The sequence below is a fragment of the Exiguobacterium sp. U13-1 genome (assembly GCF_001750115.1).
Classification (GTDB): domain Bacteria; phylum Bacillota; class Bacilli; order Exiguobacteriales; family Exiguobacteriaceae; genus Exiguobacterium_A; species Exiguobacterium_A acetylicum.
The window spans coordinates 2,724,299-2,744,576 of the sequence record NZ_CP015731.1; the positions used below are offsets into that span (position 1 = coordinate 2,724,299).

General features: G+C 47.1%; 19 protein-coding genes. 4 read left to right on the top strand and 15 right to left on the bottom strand.

All coding sequences use genetic code 11. The features are described 5' to 3' along the window. Positions 1-141 precede the first annotated feature (141 nt). From ESP131_RS14190 to zapA, 6 genes are all read right to left on the bottom strand, one after another. A complete protein-coding gene (locus ESP131_RS14190; protein ID WP_034786074.1) occupies positions 142-1,038 on the bottom strand; it encodes a YitT family protein in 897 nt (298 codons plus the stop codon). Positions 1,039-1,221: 183 nt separating this feature from the next. Further along, positions 1,222-1,629, bottom strand: a complete 408-nt coding sequence (locus tag ESP131_RS14195; RefSeq protein WP_023469001.1) for a DUF350 domain-containing protein — start codon at positions 1,627-1,629, stop codon at positions 1,222-1,224. Positions 1,630-1,639: 10 nt separating this feature from the next. Beyond that, a complete protein-coding gene (locus ESP131_RS14200; protein WP_029342305.1) occupies positions 1,640-4,006 on the bottom strand; it encodes an endonuclease MutS2 in 2,367 nt (788 codons plus the stop codon). Next, positions 4,007-5,722, bottom strand: coding sequence for a DNA polymerase/3'-5' exonuclease PolX (gene polX / locus ESP131_RS14205; protein WP_029342306.1), 1,716 nt, complete (start codon positions 5,720-5,722; stop codon positions 4,007-4,009). Between the two features lie 46 nt (positions 5,723-5,768). Next, complete coding sequence (locus tag ESP131_RS14210; protein ID WP_029342307.1) at positions 5,769-6,317, bottom strand: CvpA family protein; 549 nt, start codon at positions 6,315-6,317, stop codon at positions 5,769-5,771. Between the two features lie 3 nt (positions 6,318-6,320). Beyond that, positions 6,321-6,557, bottom strand: a complete 237-nt coding sequence (gene zapA / locus ESP131_RS14215) for a cell division protein ZapA (protein ID WP_029342308.1) — start codon at positions 6,555-6,557, stop codon at positions 6,321-6,323. A gap of 120 nt (positions 6,558-6,677) precedes the next feature. Between zapA and rnhC the strand changes: the two genes are divergently transcribed. Continuing rightward, the gene (gene rnhC, locus ESP131_RS14220; RefSeq protein WP_029342309.1) at positions 6,678-7,598 is read left to right on the top strand and encodes a ribonuclease HIII; all 921 of its coding nucleotides are present in this window, start codon (positions 6,678-6,680) and stop codon (positions 7,596-7,598) included. 23 nt (positions 7,599-7,621) lie between these two features. Here rnhC and ESP131_RS14225 read toward each other — a convergent pair whose 3' ends face one another. Further along, a complete protein-coding gene (locus ESP131_RS14225) occupies positions 7,622-9,088 on the bottom strand; it encodes a UDP-N-acetylmuramoyl-L-alanyl-D-glutamate--2,6-diaminopimelate ligase (RefSeq protein WP_047393582.1) in 1,467 nt (488 codons plus the stop codon). Positions 9,089-9,345: 257 nt separating this feature from the next. On the opposite strand from ESP131_RS14225, the gene ESP131_RS14230 reads away from it, so the two are divergent. Next, the gene (locus ESP131_RS14230; protein WP_029342311.1) at positions 9,346-9,774 is read left to right on the top strand and encodes a MarR family winged helix-turn-helix transcriptional regulator; all 429 of its coding nucleotides are present in this window, start codon (positions 9,346-9,348) and stop codon (positions 9,772-9,774) included. Next, positions 9,771-10,958, top strand: coding sequence for an MFS transporter (locus ESP131_RS14235; RefSeq protein ID WP_047393579.1), 1,188 nt, complete (start codon positions 9,771-9,773; stop codon positions 10,956-10,958). Before ESP131_RS14230 ends, ESP131_RS14235 begins: the two co-directional genes overlap by 4 nt. 66 nt (positions 10,959-11,024) lie before the next feature. Here ESP131_RS14235 and pheT read toward each other — a convergent pair whose 3' ends face one another. The 8 genes from pheT to infC all read right to left on the bottom strand — a co-directional run bounded on the left by pheT (position 11,025) and on the right by infC (position 18,370). Continuing rightward, a complete protein-coding gene (pheT, locus tag ESP131_RS14240) occupies positions 11,025-13,421 on the bottom strand; it encodes a phenylalanine--tRNA ligase subunit beta (protein WP_069940877.1) in 2,397 nt (798 codons plus the stop codon). 12 nt (positions 13,422-13,433) lie between these two features. Next, positions 13,434-14,456, bottom strand: coding sequence for a phenylalanine--tRNA ligase subunit alpha (pheS, locus tag ESP131_RS14245; RefSeq protein WP_035396564.1), 1,023 nt, complete (start codon positions 14,454-14,456; stop codon positions 13,434-13,436). 308 nt (positions 14,457-14,764) lie between these two features. Next, positions 14,765-15,550 (bottom strand): TrmH family RNA methyltransferase, encoded by a 786-nt coding sequence (locus ESP131_RS14250; protein ID WP_371742152.1) that lies wholly within the window; start codon positions 15,548-15,550, stop codon positions 14,765-14,767. After that, positions 15,525-16,607 (bottom strand): M42 family metallopeptidase, encoded by a 1,083-nt coding sequence (locus tag ESP131_RS14255; RefSeq protein WP_029342316.1) that lies wholly within the window; start codon positions 16,605-16,607, stop codon positions 15,525-15,527. Before ESP131_RS14255 ends, ESP131_RS14250 begins: the two co-directional genes overlap by 26 nt. A 12-nt stretch (positions 16,608-16,619) precedes the next feature. Further along, positions 16,620-17,102 carry a dUTP diphosphatase gene (locus ESP131_RS14260; RefSeq protein ID WP_029342317.1) on the bottom strand — a complete coding sequence of 161 codons (483 nt, stop codon included), beginning with the start codon at positions 17,100-17,102 and terminating at the stop codon, positions 16,620-16,622. A gap of 118 nt (positions 17,103-17,220) precedes the next feature. After that, positions 17,221-17,580, bottom strand: coding sequence for a 50S ribosomal protein L20 (gene rplT, locus ESP131_RS14265; RefSeq protein WP_012371057.1), 360 nt, complete (start codon positions 17,578-17,580; stop codon positions 17,221-17,223). Positions 17,581-17,617: 37 nt separating this feature from the next. After that, positions 17,618-17,812 (bottom strand): 50S ribosomal protein L35, encoded by a 195-nt coding sequence (rpmI, locus tag ESP131_RS14270; protein WP_023469015.1) that lies wholly within the window; start codon positions 17,810-17,812, stop codon positions 17,618-17,620. 27 nt (positions 17,813-17,839) lie between these two features. After that, positions 17,840-18,370 carry a translation initiation factor IF-3 gene (gene infC, locus ESP131_RS14275; protein WP_029342318.1) on the bottom strand — a complete coding sequence of 177 codons (531 nt, stop codon included), beginning with the start codon at positions 18,368-18,370 and terminating at the stop codon, positions 17,840-17,842. 433 nt (positions 18,371-18,803) lie between these two features. On the opposite strand from infC, the gene ESP131_RS14280 reads away from it, so the two are divergent. Beyond that, positions 18,804-20,273, top strand: a complete 1,470-nt coding sequence (locus ESP131_RS14280; RefSeq protein WP_029342319.1) for a catalase — start codon at positions 18,804-18,806, stop codon at positions 20,271-20,273. Positions 20,274-20,278 lie beyond the last annotated feature (5 nt).

A 20,278-nucleotide genomic window follows, 5' to 3' on the forward strand; every position in this document is an offset into this window, starting at 1 on the left:
TCGACATGCCAGTAAAATCCAAAAAAAGAAATCGAATCTGCTTGTTTTTTTTCGATTCTTTCAATCGGAATCATCATACAAAAAAGCAGCACCTCCCTTTCTCGTTTCCGAAAAAGAAGAAGTACTGCTTTTTAATAGGCATTACCGAGATGGATACGTGAATCCTTCACCAATGACTTCGCGCACTTTATGAATGACGACGAAGGCGCGGGGATCTGCTGCTTCGACGATCTGTTTCAACGGTGCCAGTTGTCGTTTATCGACAATCATATACAACATATCATTTTTTTGTTTCGTGAAATGACCGTGACTGTGAATGACCGTCGCGCTACGACCGAGCGTCTCTGTCAGGATCGTCGCGATTTCCTCTTGGCGATGACTGATGATCGTGACCGCTTCGCGGACATTCAATCCTTCGCTGACGAGATCAATCAAATACGAGCCGATGATGATCGCAATCAACGTGTACAGCATCGTTTCTTCTCCGAACAGAAATCCTGATGCACCGACGACCGCGACATCGATGATGAACATCGAGACCGCGATACTGAGATTCAAGTACTTATTCATCAGTCGAGCGATGATCACTCCGCCGCCCGTAGTTCCTCCAGCACGAATGACAAGTCCGATTCCGACGCCAATCAGAATTCCCGCATAGACCGTACCGATTAAACGGCTGTCAGATGATGTCGCAAGACTAGCAGTCGAGGAGAGGACAAATGATGTGACGGCGACCGAGATGACGGAGTAAAGCATCGTCTTCCGACTGAGGAATCGATAACCGACGATGAACAGCAAGGCGTTCGCAATCAGGGAAACAAGTCCCGTATCCCAGCCATAGAGATAGTAGAAGATGACCGTGATCCCGATTAATCCGCCTTCTGAAAGATCGTTCGGAATCGTAAAGTAGTTGATTCCAAAGGCGAGAATCGCCGACCCGATGATGACCCAAAAGATGTCCTTCCAAGAAATCAATTGCATCGCCTCAAAAGCACGGCGTCTCGTTTCTGTCGTTGTTGATGTTTTTCGTACGTTCATATGCGTTCCTCCTTTTTTGATTAGGCGTGGCTCAATAAAAATTCCGTACTGAAACGATGTCAGTACGGAATGATCACACGGTAAGACCGGTTCTTTTAATTAAATACAATCCAAAGGATACCGACGACCAAAAAGGCGATCGAAACCCCGAACATGATTTTCGCTAAACGTTCTAACACGAATTCACCCCACTAACGCTGATCCGATGACGTAGGACATGCCGATCGATAAGGCACATGAAATGATACCGACAGCAATGTTGCCATTCTCGATTTCACGGTCTACCGGCAAATTCGGTGTCAGGAATTCAAAGATCCAGTATGTCGATATTAACAGTAAGAAGCCAAAAGCACTTTCAAGAAATATCGACCCGACCCGTTCTTCCCCTTGAACAGCGAAATGAACGATATTGGCGAGTCCGATGATTTTTCCACCTGTTGCTAACGCAACGGCGATGTTGCCACTCTTGATATGTTCCCAGTTTTTATACCGGGTTGTCAACTCAAAAAGTGCAAGTCCTAAAATGATCAGTAATCCCGCGACCGAATAGAGCGCTGTCGTATAGACATAGACGTTCTCAAAAATGTTCATCTTACTTTCCTCATTTCAGTTCGATGATCGTCACACCGTGTCCGCCTTCACCTTGGCCACCTAAGCGGTGACCTTTGACGTGACGATGACCTTTTAAGAATTCTTGGACACCTTGACGCATCGCTCCCGTGCCTAGACCATGAATGACGCGAATATGGTCGTAGTTCGATAACAAAGCTTGGTCCATGAAGCGTTCGAGCTTCGATAATCCTTCTTCAACACGGACGCCACGTAAATCCAGTTCAGCTGAAGGCGCCGATTGTTTCGTCACACTCGTGCCACCAGAACGCCCTTTTGTTTGCGGACGTTTTGGAGTACTGCCGATCTTCGCAAGATCTTCCGGTTTGACGTTCACCTTCATGATGCCGACTTGAACGGTGTACTCGCCGTTCGCCTGTTGGTTGATGATATAGCCTTTTTGATTGAAGGTTGTGACTTTGACTTCTTCGCCTTTATCAAAACGTGGCGTTTGATCGTATTTTGCTTTCACTTTAGCGATCCGCTTTTCTTGCAGACTTGGCTTCGCATCTTCAAGTTTTTTACGTGCTTCGATCAGTTCGTGCTCTTTGACGGCACCAGCATCACGTAATTCTTTCAAACGTTTAATGACGCCTTCTGCTTCTTTTTGAGCACGTTCGACTGCACGTGCTGCTTTTTCTTCTGCTTTTGCCAAAATCTCGTTTTTCTCTTCTTGAATCTCGGCTTGTTCTTGCTCGAATTGCTCACGCTCCGCAACAAGTCGCTTCTTCTCTTCAAGCAACTGCGCTTCTAACGTTTCAGCACGTTGTTTTGCTTCTTCCAGTCGTTCAATCATCGTTTCGACGGACTGTGCGTCGCTACCGATTTGACCACGTGCCGCATCGATGATCCGATCTTCGAGTCCAAGACGTTTTGAAATCTCGAATGCGTTCGAGCGTCCGGGTACACCGATGAGTAAGCGATACGTCGGACTGAGTGATTCGACATCGAATTCCATCGATGCATTGACGACCCCTTCTCGGTTATAGCCATATGCTTTTAATTCCGAATAGTGTGTCGTCGCTGCAACGCGCGCTCCGCGGCGTTTTACTTCATCAAGAATCGCGATCGCCAAGGCAGCTCCTTCTGTCGGATCCGTTCCTGCCCCTAATTCATCAAACAGCACTAAACTCATGAAATCGATTTTTTCCATCATCGAGACGATGTTCGTCATGTGCGAACTAAACGTCGATAAGTTTTGTTCAATCGACTGTTCATCCCCGATATCAGCATAAATCGCATCGAAGACACTGAGCTCCGTCTCATCTGCGGCCGGTACGTATAGACCTGATTGCACCATCAATTGCAGAAGACCGATCGTCTTTAAGGTAACCGTCTTACCACCGGTGTTCGGACCAGTGATGACGAGGGATGTAAAATCGCCACCCAGCGAGACAGTGATCGGTACGACCTCTTCTTTTGGAATGAAGGGATGTCGTGCTTCCTTCAGAATGATATGGCGATTTTCATTCAAGCGTGGTTCGACAGCACCAATCTGATGACCGTATAATGCTTTCGCCATGATGAAATCGAGTTCTGCTAGTACATCGAGATTGATGCGCAGCGAATCACCGACACTCCCGACAAGTGCCGACAGTTGGGCAAGGATTCGTTCGATTTCAGCTCGTTCTTTCAAACGCGCTTCTTGGATCTCGTTGTTTGCAGAGACGACAGCTTGTGGTTCGATGAACAACGTCGCACCGGACGCCGACTGATCGTGGACGATTCCGCCGAACGCTTGACGGTATTCTTGTTTGACCGGAACACAATAGCGATCATTTCGCATCGTCACGATGGCGTCAGACAGCATCTTCGCTTTACTGCGTAAGACACTATCGATTTTTGAACGAACTTGTCCTTCGAGCGAGCGTAACTGACTACGTAACGCTCGTAGTTTATCACTTGCCGAATCTTGGACAGTTCCCTGATCGTCGATGGCATGACGGATCCCTTGTTCGATCTCAACAAGCTTCGTGATCTGTTCGATGCGACTATCGAGTCGTGGTAATCGTAGATCCGCGTGATCCTCATGCAATCGTTCCTGGAACGCCTTTACTTGACGTCCTGAATAAACGACGTCTGCGACGGATAAGAGTTCACTCGTCGAGAGGACCGAACCAATCTCTGCTCGTTTGACTTCACTGCGGACATCTGTCAATCCACCGAACGGATAACGGTCACGCAACCGATAGACCGTCGTTGCTTCCGTCGTGACAGCCAATAATTCCTTGACCTGCTCAAACTCTTCCGCTGGACGCATCGCTCGAACGAACTGTGCACCCAGTGAGCTTGCCGTGAACGATAACATGTTTTCTTTTAACTTCTCATATTCTAAGACGCGTAATGCGTTGGCATTCATTTAATCCACTCCTAAACGTTTTCGACCGAAGAAGGCAAGTGCCTCTTCGGCACCCCACGTATTGATGACATCAGACGCCTCCAAATAGGCTTTACGTGCATGGAGGACTCCAAGTTTCATATCTTCTAACATTTCTGGTCGGTGTGTATCCGTATTGATCAAAATTTTCACACCAGCAGCCTTTGCTTTTGCTAGGGAACTCGCCGTCAAATCGAATCGTGCCGGGTTTGCATTCATCTCAAGCGCTGTTCCTGTCTCGGCTGCCAGTTCGATCAAGCGATCGACGTTGACGGCATAACCCTCTCGTCTACCGATGATCCGTCCTGTCGGATGGGCAATCAGAGAAACGTAAGGATTACGACACGCATTCTCAAGCCGTTGCATGATCTCTTCTTCCGTCTGATCGAATTTCGAGTGAATCGAAGCAATGACGTAATCCATCTCTTTTAAGAAATCATCTTCATAATCGAGCGATCCATCAGGCAAGATATCCATCTCGACGCCACATAAAATCGTCATCTCGGGATGTTTCTTACGTGCTGCTTCAATTTCGACACGTTGCGCACGTAAGCGTTCTTCCGTCAATCCATTGACGAACTTCATATACTTACTATGGTCGGTGATCGCCATCCATGTATACCCTCGTGCAGCACACGCATCGACTAGTTCTTCAACGGATAATGTTCCATCTGACCATGTCGTATGCATGTGTACATCCGCTTGGATGTCCTGTTCCGTCAAAAGGCGTGACAAATCCTGTTCAAACTCGTGCCGCCCTGCTCGTAATTCAGGTGCGATGAACGGTAAGTCGTACCGCGCAAACAATTCTTCTTCCGTCTTCGGTTGGACTAATCCTTGTTCGGTCTCAACGCCATATTCAGAAATGCTCTCTCCTCGTTCTTTCGCGAGTTGACGCATCCGAACATTGTGATCCTTCGAACCCGTGAAGTGATGTAATGTGGATGCGTACGCCGCGTCATCGACGATTCGGAAATCAACCGCGATATAATGAACGTCTCGTTTTAAGACGAGTGATACTTTCGTGCTGCCGGCAGCGATGACTTCATCGATCAGCGACAGTTCCAAGAGTTGCTCCTTGATCCGTTCCGGTTCGTTCGTCGAGAGGATGAAATCAAGGTCCTTGCACGTCTCTTCTGCTCGGCGGAAGCTTCCACCAACTTCGAAGCGAATGATTTCATCGAACGACGCAAGGGTCTGATTTAATTCCGCAACGACCTTTCGCATGACACCATACGGTAATCGTTCCGGTCGTGTTTCAAACGTTTCGAGCGCTTTGACGTACTTTTCGACCGTCTTCTTACCGAATCCAGGCATCGCTTCGACTGTACCATCCGCTAATTTCTCTGCAAAGGAATCCGCATCAATAACGCCGACTTCATGTAATTTAGCAAGTTTCTTCCCACCAAGACCTGGAATCTTTAGTAAAGCGATCAGTCCTTCCGGTACTTCTTGTTCGAGTTCCGTCAGTGCCGTACTCGTTCCCGTTTCCCGGTACTCTTCAAGAACAGCAGCCGTTCCTTTACCAATCCCCTTCATCGCCGTAAAATCGTCGATTGCCATGAAGTCAGCATCCGATGCCTCGAGGATACTTGCTGCTTTTCGAAAAGCATTGATCTTAAACGGATTTTCCCCTTTAACCTCTAGGTAAACTGAGATTCGTTCCAAGTGACGCATTGCATCTTGAATCGTACGCATGTGCAATTCTCCCCTCAAAAAAAGCTCCCATTTAACGGGAGCATGTTTATTTTATCAATCCAACTTGATCCATCAGCCAATTCGCAAGGAGCGGTGTATGTTGGATGATGAAACTTGCCAAACTCGAGTCTGCGATCGCATCCTGTATCGACTGGATCGGAACGAATGCTGCGAGGAACAAGAGTAAGAAAATGAAGATGTACATCTCGATGAAGCCGAAGACACCACCTAATAATCCTTTGACTTGTTTTAAAATCGGAATGTTCGTCAACGAATCAAACATCGACAACAAAATTGCTAAGATGATCTTTGTACCGAAGAACAGGACGACGAACCAAAAGGCTTTGTAGAATACCTCATCAAGTCGTGCTGAACTTGGAATTGCGAACATCGTCAAGTCGATTCCCGCATCATCCAGTGTAGACGGATATGGAACCCACAAACGGAATTTCGTCGCCAGTTCCTCATAGAACGACAAGGCGACGATGAAGGAAATGATCAGGCTGAGCAAATGCCCGGCCTGCAATACGACTCCCCGTCGGACACCCGTCATGACGCCTAAGGCGAGAAGTAATAAGATAACGAGAGAAATCATAGTTTATAGTTCACCCAAATTCTTTTTTATTTTTACGTAATCACTACCAATATTAAGCGCCGCTAGGACGGCGATTTGACGAACGTCGAGTTGTGGTGCTTGTTCTCGGATTTCTCGAATTTTCGTATCCACGAGGAGACCCACTTCGCGTACGTGTTCTGGCGACTCCGTTCCGACAATCGTATAATCATTGCCTGCGATATGAATCGTCGTCCGGTTCAACCCTTCTGAATCAGCCATTTTTCTGTCCTCCTCATACTTTGCTTCTTTCATATAGTACCATCATTTTCGTTTTAGGAAAAGAAGTCCCCCATCGGTCTTAAGGATGGTATGCTTAATCCCGGAAAGGGAGGTTATCTCGTGGGAACTACCGTTTTACGCTTATCTAAAGAAAAGCAAGACCTCGTCATACAAGAGTTTAAGCAAGGACAGACGAAGAGTCCACCGTATGCCCGCTTCGCCGCTAAAGTACCTGGATGTGTCATCACAATTTACAATTCTGGAAAAGTGATGTTTCAAGGAACCGAAGCTGAAACCATCGCTTCACGCTTTGGCACGGCTACACCAACTAAATCGAAGGAACCACTTGTATCCACGTTACCAGCTGGTTTTGCAGAATGGTCCGTCGCTGGAAGTGACGAAGTCGGAAAAGGCGATTTCTTCGGTCCACTCGTCGTCGTCGCTTCCTTCGTTGATCGAAAGCAGATTGCACTTCTTCAGGAACTCGGTGTTCGGGACTCCAAACATCTGAACGATACCGAGATTCGTCGGATTGCTCGCGATCTCCATGCGGTCATTCCGTACACATATCGTATCCTACACAATCCAGAATACAATCAGATGCAACGGACGATGACACAAGGAAAGATGACTGCCCTGATGCATAATGATGTACTCGAGCGACTTCTTGACCAACTGGAGACGAAACCAGAAGCGATATTGATTGATCAGTTCGCTGAAAAGACTGTTTACTACAAACATTTGTCTGGTGTCGTCAATCCTGTTCGAGAAAATGTCTACTTCTCGACCAAGGCGGAACAACTCCATGTCGCCGTCGCTGCTTCCTCGATCATCGCTCGCGCCATCTTTTTGAAGGAGATGGACAAATTGAGTGAAACAACAGGTGTCGTCATTCCCAAAGGTGCTGGTGCTAAAGTGGATCAAGTCGCTGCTTCACTGATCTTACGTTATGGAGCTGATCAACTTCGTGACTGGACGAAAGCCCATTTTGCGAATACGAAAAAGGCACAACAACTAGCTGCGAAACGAAACCGACCATGACCTTAACGGAATGGTCGGTTTTTTTAAACGACGGACTCCCCTTCAGACAGTCGTTCTAATTCCGCAAGAAGTATGTGTTTTTCATTAAAAGGAATCGTTTTTGTACCGATTCGTTCTACCTCATCATGACCTTTCCCGACGATGACGATGCGTTTTCCTTCGTGCGCCAGATGCGCTGCTTGTACGAGCGCTTCGTGACGGGATGTATGGCACCCTACTAAATGTTCACGTGGAATATCGACGATTAGCTCTTCGATGATTTGATCCGGATTCTCTGTCCTCGCATCATGGACCGTTGCGATGATGTGTTCACAATATTTGCTTGCGATTCGCCCCATCTCTGCTCGTTTCGTTCGATCACGCTCTCCAGCTGCGCTTAAAACGACCGATAGCGACTCTCCGGAAGAAGTGAGTGCCTGTAAACATTTTTCTAGACCATCCGGTGTATGGGCATAATCGATATAAATCTCACAAGGTGCCCAGTCCAATCGTTCAAGTCGTCCTTTCGGCAATTCCAGTTCTGGAATATGACGAATCAACGTATAGAGATTGGCATCGCCTGCCCGCAATAATCCCATCGCCGCCGCTAAATTCGCTGCATTGAATTCACCTAGTAAAGCTGTCGGCACACGCGTCGTCGTCTCATCGATGCGCACGTTAACAGTATCCGTCAGCCATTCGACTGCGATTTGTGATGTTCGGTGCGGTTGCGTCGTATACCAGATGACGGGTTGCAAAGGCGCAGCTTCTCGCATGACGCGACTCCAACCATCTTCTCGATTTAAGACGATGGCCCGACCATTTGACGCAGCGACTTGTTGAAACAATAAGGCTTTCGTCTTGGCGTAATCCTCCATTGAATGATGGTAATCCAAATGATCATGTGTCAGGTTCGTAAATGCTGCCGAGTGGAAGGAGACTCCCTCGACTCGACCTTCAGCTAATGCATGAGAAGACACTTCAATGATGCAATCCGTCACGCCTTGTTCAACCATTTCATACAACAGTCGATGTAAGATGATGGCTTCAGGCGTCGTATTCGGCGTCTCAATGAGTTCCTCATCAATTCGTGCACCGACCGTGCTGATCATGCCGGCTTTTATACCTGCTGCTCGAAAGAGATCATACGCCAATTTCGTCGTCGTCGTTTTTCCATTCGTTCCGGTTACACCGTAGACACGCATCTTTTGACTCGGTTGATCGTAAAAGCGATTCGCGACTTGACCTGCAAGTCGTTTCGTATCCGGCACAGTAATGACGGGAACCGGACAATCCGGAAACGATCGTTCAGCTAAAATCGCCGCAGCTCCGTTTTTGATTGCCTGATTGATATAATCGTGACCATCAACAGTGTAGCCGTTGATACAGATGAATAATCCGCCAGGTGTGATTTGTCTCGAATCTGTTGCGATATTCGTGATGAGTGGATTGATTGCTTCATTTATAGTGATTGGTAATAGTTCAGTCAGAAGCTTCGCTAGTCGATTCATGATGTACTCTTCCCTTCTTGTCTCTTCTCTATGTCAAGATGATTTAGTCAACCGATCACATAAGCAGTCGTATCCATGGTTTCAAGTAAATCAAATACTCTTTTACGGAACATACCCGCTTTAATACCTGCTTAATCTTTTATCGTGCTAGAAAATAATTCACTTCAATGCATGAAATGAGCGTTTCTTCCCTTGCACCTCTTAATCAGCTTTGATACACTCTTAAAGTTAACTAGTTAACTAAAAGGAGAAATAAAATGCTCTACACACAAGAAGATGTTCTCGGACAATTATCAAAAGTCTCACGTCTCGTCAAACGAGAGATTGATGCTACTTTGCTTCCATACTCTTTACACACGGGTCAATGGGCACTAATAAAAGCAGTTGCATTACTACAACCTGTTTCACAAGTCCAATTGGCAGATTATCTAATCATTGAAAAACCAGCTGTGACAAAAACCGTCTCACGTCTTGAGACGCTTGGTTTCATCACTCGGATAAAAGAAGGACGAACACACTTTGTCTCATTGACACCTTTAGCCATCGAACGGTTCGACCAAATCGACGCTGCGGTTCAAGAAACACACCAACGATTACTTACCTCCTTCTCCCTTACCGATCAGCAACAGCTCGGTGAATGGATGACGCACTTACTTACTCTACATCGACAGGAGGAATCCTTATGACTGCTCGGTTATTCTCGCGTCATTACGTCATGACGCTGATCATTAATCTATTGCTCTTCATCACGTTTTATTTATTAAATGCGTCACTTCCTTTACTCGCTGCTAAACAGTTTCCAGTCTCCGCTTCAGCACTCGGGTGGATCGTGACGAGCTTCATTCTAGCAACCGTCTGTTCTCGTCCATTGATTGGTCACTGGTTGGATCGTTACGACTTAAAGCGCATCTTGATGATCTCTGCAAGTCTCTTTACAGTCATGAGTATCTGCTACATGCTTGTCCTACCTTTGGAATCATTTTTCTATCTAATCATCATCCGTATCATCCACGGGTTTAGTTTCGGGATGTTATCTTCTTCGATCAGCCTCGCCGTCACGACATTGATTCCAAAAACACGTCAAGGTGAAGGGATGGGGTATTTCGTCCTGTCGATGAACTTGGCATCCGTCCTTGGTCCTGTCATCGGTCTTGCCTTTATTCAAGAAAAAGCATTCGTTCTGTACTTCGTGACAGTTGCTGCCCTAGCAGTCATCGCCTTGTTGTTCATGATGCGTCTACCGCTGACGAGCCAACATGTTCCAAGTACTTCCGCGTTTCGTCTAAGCCAATCTCTCTTCTTATCACGTCCGCTTTTGTTGGTAGCGACTCTTTTGGCAGGCGTTGCGATTTCTAGTACATCCGCCTTCATCTCACTGTATACGGACTCGATTGGACATATCGCATATGCTTCTTATTTTTATGCGTTAGTCGCTCTCGGAATGGTCGGGATTCGACCAATTGCCGGAAAATTGTTTGATCAGCGAGGTGCTGCATTCGTGCTGTTGCCGTCGTATGCCCTTTATATGATTGGCTTTGTCATTCTCGGCATGTATCCTTCGTTTGCTGGTTTATTGACTGCTGCCATCATCATTGGTATCGGTTCCGCTTCCATCTTCCCGGGACTTCAAACTGTCCTCTTGAACTTCGCGCCGCCCGCACAGAAAGGGAAAGCCATCTCGACCTTTTTCCTTGCTTACGACACAGGCTTTGGAATCGGTGCCTTGATTCTCGCCACAGTCGCAAGCGGCATCGGCTATTCTAATATGTTCTTATCCTGTAGTATGATCGTTCTCGTAAGTGGTCTACTGTATTTCACCTTTACGAAACGAAAAGCTGCGTCATCTGAAACAGAAGAACTTGCTTCTTAAATCTATCCCATCAAACGAAAACAGCCGCCTTCCTTTGAAAGGAAAGCGGCTGTTTGTTTATCCTGATTATGCGCGAAGTTCCGCATTGAACGTTTCTTTCACTGCATCAACGACTCGCTGTTGCGCTGTCGTGATTTCTTCATCAACTAACGTCCGTTCTTTGTTTTGATAACGGAGGGAGAAAGCAAATGATATTTCATTCTCTCCGACGTTCTCACCCGTATAGACATCGAACAATTCGATCGTCTGTAGAAGTGGACCGGCTGCTTCCGTCATGACATCAACGATTGCTTGTGCTGGCACTGAACGTTCGACGACGATTGCTAAGTCTCGTGTCATCGATGGGAAACGTGAAATTTCCGAATAGACCTGCTCTTCCTTCGAACGCAGTACCATCGCCTCTAACTCGAAGACGTACACTTCTTTTAGACCATACTGTTCTTTTGACAGACCAGGATGGACTTGACCGACGAATCCGATCGCTTCTCCGTCAAGCAGAATGCGTGCCGTCCGTCCTGGGTGCATCGATGGAATGTTCGCTGCCTCGAACGTCAACGTGACACCGGCTACAGCAGCGAGTGTCTCGACGATTCCTTTCATGACGAAGAAATCCGTTTTGACAAGTGTTCCGTGCGCCCGGTGTTGTTCTGACACACCGACTGCGACACCACCGATCATTTCTTGTTCGATCGGGAGTGTTTCAAGTGACGCATCCCGTTGCAGATAAACACTGCCGAGTTCATAAAACGCAACGTCGGCATGCTGTCGTGCGACGTTATGCTGCGCGACTTCAAGGAGTCCCGGAATGAGTGCCGTCCGCAGTGTCGAACGGGCTTCACTGATTGGCATCGCCAGTTTGACCGGATGCAAATCTTCCCGTTCATTAAATTGCATCGCGCGTTGTTCGCTCGTCAATGAATACGTGATCGCTTGTGAAAGACCCGCTCCCTGCAATGTCCGGCGTAAATGACGACGGTGGATGTTCCGTTTCGGTAAAAAACCACGGCTCGCTTCAGACGGTAAGCTTGAAGTCAGGGCATCATATCCATAAAGACGTGCGACTTCTTCTGCTAAATCTGCTGGGATTTTCAAGTCTTGGCGGCGAGTCGGTACGCTGACCGTCAAGGCATCACCCGACAATTCAACACCGAGACCAAGACGTTCGAGTAACGTTTGCATGACCGTTCCTTCGATTTCCATACCAAGACGATGATTGATGTATGAGACACTTGCTTCAATCAAATGATCGTCAAGCTCGAGCGTTCCGGCTTGAGCGACACCCGCTTGAACCGTTCCACCCGAGAGTTCAGCAATCAAAGCTGCTGCCCGATCGAGTGCTAACAAGACACGACGTGGATCAACACCTTTTTCGAAACGGGCACTTGAGTCAGAACGAAGTCCAAGAACACGGCTCGTCTTCCGAACGGAAATCGGTGCGAAGTAAGCTGATTCTAAAATGATCGATGTCGTGTTCCCGTCAACTTCGGTATTCGCTCCACCCATGACACCAGCAAGTGCGACCGGGCGTTCCCCGTCTGTGATGACGAGCATCGAAGAATCGAGCGTCCGTTCGACTTCGTCTAGCGTCGTGAACGACTCCCCTGCGCGCGCTTGACGCACGACGATCCGTTTTCCGAGTTTTTCGGCATCAAATGAATGAAGCGGTTGACCTGTCTCGAGTAAAACGAAGTTCGTAACGTCGACGACGTTGTTGATCGGACGAATGCCGTTCGCGATCAAACGGTTTTTTAACCAAGTCGGTGATTCTTGAATCGTCACGCCTTGAATTTCTCGTGCCGCGTAGAACGGGCAGTCCTCTGAATCAAGCGTCACGTCGACTGCCGTCGCAGTTTCTGCTTCTTTGACTTCAACGACCGGGAAAGTCGGTGTCGTATCATAAAGCGCCGCCACTTCGTGTGCGACACCATACATACTGAGGCAGTCCGAACGGTTCGGCGTTAACCCAAGTTCGAGGATTTCATCGCGTAGACCGAGTAACTCCAAGACGTCTTGTCCTGGTGTGACTGGTTCACGGAACGTATGAATCCCGTCCTGCTCATCTTCTCGGATATATTTCTTTTCGAATCCGAGTTCTTCGAGTGAACAGATCATCCCTTCTGAGACGACACCGCGCAATTTGGCACGTTTAATTTTAATACCTGGTAAGCGAGCTCCGACACGTGCGACGATGACATCTTGTCCAGCTTCGACGTTCGGTGCACCACACACGATTTGAACCGGTTCGTCTTGTCCGATGTCGACCGTCGTGACGTTCAATTTATCTGCTTCTGGATGTTTTTCTTTCGTTAACACACGTCCGACGACGATATTGTTCAACGCTTCATCCCGGACATCGACGCCTTCGACTTCGATCCCGCTCTTTGTAATCAAATCAGCCAAATCTTGTCCTGACGTGTGACTGACATCCACATATTCGTTCAACCATTGTTTTGAGACTAACATCTGCGTTCCCCCTTAAAACTGTTCGCTGAAGCGAACGTCATTCGTATAGAAGTGGCGAATATCATCGACACCGTATTTCAACATGGCGATCCGTTCGATACCCATTCCGAATGCGAATCCTGACATTTTCGTGCTATCATATTCAGCCATTTCAAGAACGTGAGGATGGACCATTCCCGCACCCAGAATTTCAATCCAACCCGTCTGTTTACAGATATTGCATCCTTTACCGCCACATTTGAAACACGAGACGTCGACTTCGACGGACGGCTCTGTGAATGGGAAGAAACTTGGGCGTAAGCGGACTTCACGTGCTTCACCGAACATCTGCTTCGCGAAGGCTTCAAGCGTTCCTTTTAAGTCTGCCATCGAAATCGATTCTCCGACGACGAGTCCTTCGACTTGCATGAATTGGTGCGAGTGCGTCGCATCATCTTCGTCTCGACGATAGACTTTACCTGGGCAGAGAATGCGGATCGGTTCACCTTTAGAAGCGAGCATCGTCCGTGCTTGGACCGGTGACGTATGCGTTCGCATCAAAATTTCTTCCGTGATGTAGAATGAATCTTGCATATCGCGTGCTGGGTGATCCTTCGGTAAATTCAACATCTCGAAGTTGAAGAGATCTTGCTCGACTTCTGGTCCTTCGGCAATCGTGTAACCGAGTCCGACGAAGATGTCTTCGATCTCATCCGTCACTTGTTGCAAGAGGTGCGCATGACCGACCTTTTTCGGTCGTCCTGGTAACGTGACGTCAATTGCTTCCGCTGCCAGTTTCGCATCCATTTCTTGTTGTTTGACAGCTGTCAGACGTTGTTCCAATTGCTCTTGGATCGCTTGACGGACCGTATTTGCGATCTCACCGACGACTGGTCGTTCTTCCGCTGATAACTTTCCCATTCCTCGTAATACTTCTGTGATTGGTCCCTTTTTCCCGAGATACTTGACCCGGACGTCATTAAGATCTTTTTGTGTCGTTGCCTGATCGACTAATGTCAACGCTTCATCGCGTAATGCTTCTAATTGCTCGCGCATCTTTCCCACTCCTTTAGTTGAAGATATAAAAAATCGTCCCTCCGGCAAATGCCGAAGGGACGATGTAAACACCGTGGTACCACCCTTGTTTGACTTTTCAATCGAAAAGTCCTCCAATTGCGCGATAACGGGCGCATCCCGTCACGATCTCTCGTGCGACTCCGGAGTGAATTCGGTTAGCAGATTCACGAAGCAGTTTTCAGTCTACGACCGCTTCTCCCTGATTGAATCGTTCCCTAACGTACTCTGTTCCATCAACGTCCATGATGTATTCCTGATGTTCACTTTAGCATGAACGCCTGTCGGTTTCAATCCACGCTTGCAAAATGATAGAGCAAAATACCAGCCGCTACTGCCGCATTCAACGACTCTGCTTTACCACGAATCGGGATGTAGGCACGCTCATCACAGTACGAGAGCAACTCTGGCGAAACGCCTTGTGCTTCATTCCCGATGATTAAACCGAGTGCGTCCATCGGTGCGATTCCTTGATAAGACGTCGCCCCTTCTAACGCCGTTCCGATTACCGCAATGCCTTGCTCGTGCAAGGCATTGACTGCCTCTTCGAGCGGCATGGAGATAACAGGTAGGTGGAACAGCGATCCTTGCGTCGCACGGATGACTTTTCCGTTATAGACGTCAACTGTTCCCGGTCCGACGACGACACCATCGAATCCAGCTGCGTCAGCTGTCCGAATCATCGTTCCGACGTTCCCTGGATCTTGCAGACGATCGAGGAGCAGATAGCGTCCTCGCTCTAATTGTGCCGAAGCTTGTTTCATCTCACAGACAGCGAAAATGCCTTGCGACGTTTCCGTCTCAGCCAATACTTTGATGACGGCATCATCGATCGTAAAGACATCGGCATTTCGTTTCCAAGAACCGGGTACTTGGTACGATTCACGCACGATTAATTCCTTGACGATTCCGGCGCGAACAGCTTCTTCAATCAGATGTTCTCCTTCAATCAAGAAACGGTTCGTCTGCAGACGTCCTTTTTTCGTTAAGAGTTTTTTCCATTGTTTAACGATTTCGTTCTTTGCTGATGCGATGTGCTTCATTGTTTTATTACCCCTCGTAGATCGCTTGGACAGTCTCCGCATCTAAACGTTTTGTCACAGCAACGACTAAATCGACGGCTGCTTCGAAATCGGCTTTATGCATGATTGAGACGTTCGTGTGCAGGTAACGGATCGGTACAGTCAATGCAAGTGATGGAACACCTGTATTCGATAAGTGGAACTTCGCTGCATCCGTTCCGCCACCTGGTGTTAAGTCCAGTTGATACTTGATATTTTCTTCTGTTGCAACTTTCGTCACGAAATCAATCAATCCGCGATGTGCGATCATCGTTGCATCGAACATGATGACTTGAACGCCTTCACCTAATTTCGACAATGCTTCACGATCGGTCATCCCTGGCGTGTCACCCGGGATACCTGTATCGACAGCAAAGGCGATTGATGGTTTGAGCAAGTGTGCGACAGTTTGAGCCCCACGTAACCCGACTTCTTCCTGAACAGTCGCACCCGCGAAAATCGTGTTCGGATGTCCGTCTGCTTTTAAGCGTTTGATTGCTTCAATTGCGATGGCACAACCAATCCGGTTGTCCCACGCTTTTGCCATCAAGAAGTTCTCATTTTTCATCACAGTAAATTCGCAATGTGGTACGACCGTATCGCCCGGACGAATTCCCCAACCGTCGACTTCTTCTTTTGATGAAGCACCGATATCGATGAACATGTCCTTAATGTCGACCGGCTTATTGCGCGCTTCCGGTGGTAAAACATGAGGTGGTTTTGCACCGATTACACCTGGAATGACTTCACCAGATGACGTCACAATGTTCATACGCTGTGCCAAGAGGACCTGCCCCCACCAACCGCCGAGTGGTTGGAAACGAAGGAATCCTTTTTCATCGATCTTCGTGACCATGAATCCGACTTCATCCATGTGACCAGCAATCAACACACGTGGTGCATCTTCACCTGCGCCTTTATGTTCAGCAAACAGACTACCGAGACCATCTTGGTGGAATGCTTCTGCATGAGGTTCTAAATATTCACGCATGAGGCTCCTGACTTCTTTTTCGTTTCCCGGTACACCTGTTGCGTCCGTGAGACGTTTTAGCATATGTAATTGTTCGTTCATCTGATTTCCTCCTTAGTAACCGTTGTCTTGTCGCACATGGTTTGCTTCATTTTTAGAAATGTAAGCCTTGAAAATCATATCCTGTGTAAAGCCTAGTGTAGCACCTAATGCAAGGTATGCACCAATCAGAACGTCATAACTTTGTTCCGTCCGCGAAATCGCAAAGACGTTCGTTTTGTTATAGACATCTAAAAAAGCATCCGTTGCTGTCAAATAGAAGTCACCTTCTGTAAAATGACTTTTCTTGTATTCAAGCGCTAGACCTAGTGAGAGTAGAAAATGGACGCCATCGACATATTCCTCAAGAATTGTGACTTGAGCGGATGGTCCCTTCTTCGACCAGAACTTAAAGCAACGTGTCTCGTTCGCAAGTTCACCGAGTTCGACCAATAAGGCGAGTAAACGCTCGTCGAATTGATTGCCTGTCAATTGATGTTCTGACTGAATCCGTTTATCCAACTGTTCTTGCATCTCAAAAAGTGTCAACCAATCCATCTTTAATTCTCCTTCTATCTAAAAAAATCATATGACCGTCTCATCGACGTGCCTTCTTATTTTATCATTAAATCGAAAAAAACGTCGGAGAATTAAATTCCCCGACGAATTGTAGAACTTAAGCGTTCAATTTTGCTTTTGCTGTGTCAGCAAGTGAAGCAAATGCAGTTGCATCTGTAACTGCGAGGTCAGCGAGCATCTTACGGTTAACGTCGATACCTGCTAATTTAAGACCATGCATCATGCGGCTGTAAGAAAGACCGTTGATACGTGCTGCCGCATTGATCCGAGTGATCCAGAGGCGACGGAAGTCACGTTTCTTTTGACGACGGTCACGGTAAGCGTACATGAGAGATTTCATGACTTGCTGTTTCGCAACCTTGAAGAGTGTATGTTTCGAGCCGTAGTAGCCCTTAGCTAATTTGAGTTGTTTTTTACGACGTTGACGAGTCGTATATCCGCCTTTTACGCGTGGCATATAAATTCCCTCCTAAATCTGTATACGATTGGATAAATTACTTCGCGATCATGTGACGGATGCGTTTGAAGTCACCCGTAGATACCATGCTAGCTTTACGTAATTTACGTTTCGCTTTTGTTGATTTGTTACCGAACAAGTGGCTTGTGTAAGCACGACCACGTTTCAATTTGCCAGAAGCAGTACGTTTGAAACGTTTAGAAGCACCGCGGTGCGATTTCATTTTAGGCATGAGAGATTCCCTCCTACTTCGATTCGATTAGTCTTCTTTCTTAGGAGCAAGCACGAGGAACATGCTGCGTCCTTCCATCTTCGGTCTCTGTTCCACAACACCGAACTCACTTAAATCCGTTGCGAGGCGTTCGAGAACGCGTTTACCGATTTCCGAGTGAGTGATGGCACGACCGCGGAAACGAATACTCGCTTTCACTTTGTTACCATTCTCCAAGAATTTCTTCGCATTACGGAATTTCGTTTGGAAGTCGTTCTCCTCGATCGTCGGGCTAAGACGAACTTCTTTCATCTGAATCACTTTCTGATTCTTCCGAGTTTCTTTGTCCTTCTTTTGCATCTCGAAACGGTATTTACCGTAGTCCATGATCTTACAAACTGGCGGCGTCGCTTGTGGAGCGACCATGACGAGGTCAAGTTCCGCTTCCTCTGCGAGACGTAGCGCTTCGTTGCGTGATTGGACACCTAGTTGAGCACCATCCGCTCCGATAAGACGAACTTCCCGGGCACGGATGCTTTCATTGATTAACAGATCTTTGCTAATGGTTAGCACCTCCATCGTGCAATGCACGAAAAATGAATGATAGAAAACGCTATAAAAAAAGCGTCGGCAGTTCTTCCCGCCCACACTCATAAGGAACGTCAAAGCATAGCAATCGCTATACATTGCGTATCTTCATGATGAACCAGTACGAGTCGTCATACATGGTGAGAAGCGGGATGCTTCTGCTTTGTTGTCATTTCACTTTGCTATCATAGCACTTGTTTTCCCGTGATGTCAAGCCGCTTTCTATGTTCTTACAGAACGTTGCTCACATACTTGATTATAATAGCAATCCTTTAACGGATAAGCAAGAAGTTTCTAACCTGTTTTTCACGGGTACATTCACTACATGTCAAAAAGATTCAGAACATTCGCAAGCAAAATTGTTTATTTAGAATGATTATTGTTTTATAATCAATGTAATCTTACATAAAGGGGAGAATAACAGATGACTGAAAAACGATTAACGACCAATCAAGGTGTACCAATCGGAGACAATCAAAATTCACGCACGGCTGGACGTCGTGGACCTACATTATTAGAAGACTATCAATTAATCGAAAAGATGGCCCATTTCGACCGGGAACGTGTACCTGAGCGTGTTGTACATGCTCGTGGATTCGGTGCTCACGGTGTCTTCACTGTGAAAAACTCGATGAAAAAGTACACGAAAGCTGCGTTTTTACAAGAAGAAGGGACAGAAGTTCCTGTCTTCGCCCGTTTCTCGACTGTTATTCACGGCACGCATTCTCCAGAGACACTCCGCGATCCACGTGGATTCTCTGTCAAGTTCTATACAGAAGAAGGAAACTGGGATTTCGTCGGGAACAACCTTCCTGTCTTCTTCATTCGCGACGCTATGAAGTTCCCGGATATGGTCCATTCACTTAAACCAGATCCACGCACGAATATTCAAGATCCCGATCGTTACTGGGACTTCATGACACTTCGTCCAGAATCGACGAACATGCTCATGCACCTTTTCACGGATGAAGGTATTCCTGCAAGCTACCGTAAAATGCGTGGTTCTTCCGTCCACTCATTTAAATGGGTGAATGCTCACGGCAACACGGTCTATGTTAAACTACGCTGGGTACCAAAAGCTGGCGTTCATAATCTCTCAGCTGAAGAAGCAACAGAGATTCAAGGAAAAGATTTCAACCATGCTTCAAACGATACGTTCCAAGCGATTGAAGACGGAGATTATCCGGAATGGGATCTGTTCGTACAGGTGCTCGATCCGGCTGACGTCGATCAGTTCGATTTCGATCCGCTCGACGCAACAAAAGATTGGTTTGAAGATGTCATCCCGTTCCAACACGTCGGTACGATGACACTGAACAAAAACGTCGACAACTATTTCGCTGAAACGGAATCTGTCGGGTTCAACCCAGGTGTCTTGATTCCAGGGATGCTGCCATCTGAAGATAAGTTGTTACAAGGTCGTCTGTTCTCTTACTCGGACACACAACGCTACCGTATCGGAACGAACTATCAACAACTTCCGATTAACTGTCCGTTCGCACAAGTGAATAACTACCAACGTGATGGTGCAATGCCAGTTGGTCAGCAAACGAGTCCGGTGAACTACGAACCGAACCGTTATCAAGAAGAACCAAAAGAAACACCAGAGTATACGGAAGAAAACCAGCCGTTACTTGATGATAAACATGGTCGTCTCGAAATCGAGAAAACGAACAACTTCGGTCAAGCCGGCGAAGTATACCGTCGTTTGACAGAAGACGAGCAAGCAGCTCTTCTGAAGAACCTCGTCAATGATCTCGAACAAGTACGTCATGAGAACACAGTCTTGCTCGCAATCTGTAACTTCTACCGTGCTGATGCTTCACTCGGTCAGAAATTATCAGAAGCGCTTCAAGTCGATATCGAACCGTTCTTGCAACAAATGCGTTCGTAATATGA